Annotated in this window: 2 protein-coding genes and 1 pseudogene; all 3 read left to right on the plus strand. The window is 64.1% G+C overall.

What is annotated here, in order from left to right; genetic code table 11:
* Nucleotides 1-1,630: efflux RND transporter permease subunit (locus EOD07_RS30645; RefSeq protein ID WP_164772701.1), on the plus strand; the 1,630-nt coding region annotated here is incomplete at its 5' end.
* Between the two features lie 147 nt (nucleotides 1,631-1,777).
* Nucleotides 1,778-2,395 (plus strand): nitrile hydratase subunit alpha, encoded by a 618-nt coding sequence (gene nthA, locus EOD07_RS30650; protein ID WP_127237964.1) that lies wholly within the window; start codon nucleotides 1,778-1,780, stop codon nucleotides 2,393-2,395.
* Nucleotides 2,392-2,493 (plus strand): annotated as a pseudogene (locus EOD07_RS30655) (SH3-like domain-containing protein); the annotation flags it as partial. The gene nthA and the pseudogene EOD07_RS30655, both read left to right, overlap by 4 nt.

The raw sequence follows: 2,493 nt of genomic DNA on the forward strand, positions 1-2,493 counted from the left end.
CATCACGCGCGGCTACGACCGGATCCTGGGCTTCTGCCTGCAAAACACCTTCCTGGTGTTCCTCGTCTTCGTCGCCACCGCGGCGGCGTCGGTGTGGCTGATCCAGGTTTCGCCGAAGGGCTTCTTTCCGCAGGAGGATATCAGCCAGATCTCGGTGACCACGCTTGCGCGCCAGGACATCTCCTTCGACGCCATGGTCAAGCTGCAGGGCAAGGTCGCCGATGTGTTCTCGCATTCTCCCTATGTGACGCATGTCGCCTGGTCGGTGGGCGGCGGTCAAAGCGCGCTCAATCAAGGCCGGCTTTACGTCCAGTTGAAGGACAAGAGCCAACGCCCCGACATCGAGAAGGTGCAGTCCGATCTGAGGAAGCAACTTTCCAACGTGGCCGGTATCGAAACCTATATGCAGCCGGTGCAGAACCTGCGCCTCGGCTCGCGGTCGTCCGCCAGCGCCTATCAGCTCGTGGTGCAGGGCCTGGATACCGGCCAGACCGACATCTGGGCGCAGAAGCTGAACGACGCGATGGTCGCGGACCACACGATGTTCACCGACGTCACCAGCGACCTGCAGAACAACGCCCTGCAGGCATCGCTGGTGATCGACCGCGACAAGGCCGCCCAGCTCGGCATCGATACCGATACGCTGCGTTCGGCCCTCTATGGCGGCTTCGGCACCGACCAGGTCTCGACGATCTTCGGTTCGGCCGACAGCTATGAGGTTATTACCGAGCTCGACCCCAAGATCGAATGGTCGCCGGAGCGGATGCTGGCCATCCAGATGCGGACGGCGAGCGGCAACCTGGTGCCTCTCGGCGCCTTCGCGCATGTCGATCGTACGGCCGGCGCGCTGACGGTCAATCAGCTCGGCCAGCTTCCGGCGGTGACGATCTCCTACAACCTGCCGCAGGGCGTCTCGCTCGGCGACACGGTGACCCGCATCGACCAGCTCAAAGAACAGATCGGCATGCCGAAGGAGATCTCGACGAGCTTTGCCGGCACGGCCAAGACCTTCCAGGATTCGCTGGCCAACCAGGGCTTGCTGATCGGCGGCGCGATCCTGACGATCTATATCGTGCTCGGCATGCTCTATGAGAGCTTCATCCACCCGCTCACCATCCTCACCGGCCTGCCGTCGGCGGTGCTTGGCGCGGTGGTGGCGCTGCGCTTCGCCGGCATGGACCTTTCGGTGATCGCGGTGATCGGCATCCTGATGCTGATCGGCATCGTCAAGAAGAACGGCATCATGATGGTCGATGTCGCGCTGGAGCTCAGGCGGCAGGGCATGTCGGCGAAGGACTCCATCCACAAAGCCTGCCTGATGCGTTTCCGGCCGATCATGATGACGACGCTTGCCGCGTTGATGGGTACGTTCCCGATCGCGCTCGGCACCGGCGCCAGCGCCGAATTGCGCCAGCCGCTCGGCGTTGCCGTGGTCGGCGGCCTGCTCGCCTCGCAGGCGCTGACGCTGTTCGTCACGCCGGTGATCTACGTCTATTTCGAGAATTTCTCGGGCTGGCTGCTCAGCTTCTCGTCGCGAAGGAGTCCGCCGGCGCTGCATGTGGTGGAAAACGGCGAGCAGGGCTCGCTGTTCGACGGCGAGGCAGAGCCGAAGAAGGTGGCGGCCGAGTAGGAGCATGATCCCGAAAAGTTGCAGACTTTTCGGACAAGATCATGCCTCAGAAAACAAACCTGGAGCGAAGCCTCAGTTTCGCTCCAGTTCCGACTGGCCCAAGCCGTGGCGCTTGCGGCCAGCCGCGGCCGATCCTAGTCTGCGGCCATGTCCCATGATCACGACCACGACAATGAGCTTGATCCGTTCGCGGCGCGCGTGCGCGCGCTGGAGACGATCCTGACCCAAAAGGGCCTGATCGACCCTGCGGCCATCGACGTCATCGTCGATACCTATGAGACGAAGATCGGCCCGCGCAACGGCGCGCGGGTGGTGGCGAAGGCCTGGAACGATCCGGCCTATGCCGACTGGCTCAAGCGCGACGCGACGGCGGCGATCGAGTCGCTCTCCTATACCGGCCGGCAGGGCGAGCACATGCAGGCCGTGTTCAACACCGAGGAGACGCACAACCTCGTCGTCTGCACGCTCTGCTCCTGCTATCCGTGGTCGGTGCTCGGCCTGCCGCCGGTCTGGTACAAGGCGCCGCCTTACCGCTCGCGGGCGGTGATCGATCCGCGCGGGGTGCTCGAAGAATTCGGGCTGACGTTGCCGAGTACCAAGAAAATCCGCGTCTGGGATTCGACCGCCGAGCTCCGCTACCTCGTGGTGCCGATGCGGCCGAAAGGCACGCAGGGCTGGAGCGAGGAGCAACTCGCAGGGCTGGTCAGCCGCGACGCGATGATCGGCACCGCGCTTGCCAAAGAGCCGGAAGGGGACCCGGCATGAACGGGCCGCAGGATCTCGGCGGACAGATGGGTTTCGGGCCGGTCGCGCCCGAGAAGGATGAACCCTATTTCCATGCTGCCTGGGAAAAGCGGGCGCTG

The sequence above is a fragment of the Mesorhizobium sp. M2C.T.Ca.TU.002.02.1.1 genome (assembly GCF_003997225.1).